This window comes from Vibrio sp. 2033 (assembly GCF_033339735.1).
On the sequence record NZ_JAWOVC010000671.1, the window covers coordinates 1 to 558 of the forward strand.

Sequence of the window (558 nt, forward strand, 5' to 3'; positions counted from 1 at the left end):
CACTTGATCCACTCTGGTTTTTCTTCACCACGACCGACTTTAATCAGGCTACCTGTGATGTTTCGAACCATGTGGTGAACGAACGCGTTCGCTTTAATGTCGATAACAACATAATCACCATGACGAGTGACGTTTAGGTGCATCAAATTACGGCACGGACTCAACGATTGACAATGCGCTGCACGGAATGATGAAAAGTCATTTTCACCTAACAAATATTGCCCGGCTTCATGCATTTTCTTTTCATCTAGCTCGCCGTGATAATGGCTCACACCCGAGCTCAAAATGCCTGGGCGCAATGCGTGATTAAAAATGATGTAGCGGTAACGACGCGCTGTTGCTGAGAATCGCGCATGGAAGTCATCAGGAACTTCTTTTGCCCAGCGAACAGCGATGTCACTTGGCATGTTCGCATTTGCGCCCATCGTCCAAGCCACCATTTTTCGATTAACGTTGGTATCAAAGTGAACAACTTGTCCCGTACCATGTACACCCGCATCAGTACGACCTGCACACTGCACTTCGACAGGGTGGTTCGCAACGATGGACAACGCTTTC

1 protein-coding gene is annotated in these 558 nt (G+C 47.8%); it reads right to left on the reverse strand.

The genetic code is table 11. The features are described 5' to 3' along the window. On the reverse strand, positions 1 to 558 hold a 558-nt coding region (gene truA, locus R7P74_RS28415), incomplete at both ends, for a tRNA pseudouridine(38-40) synthase TruA (RefSeq protein ID WP_318124034.1).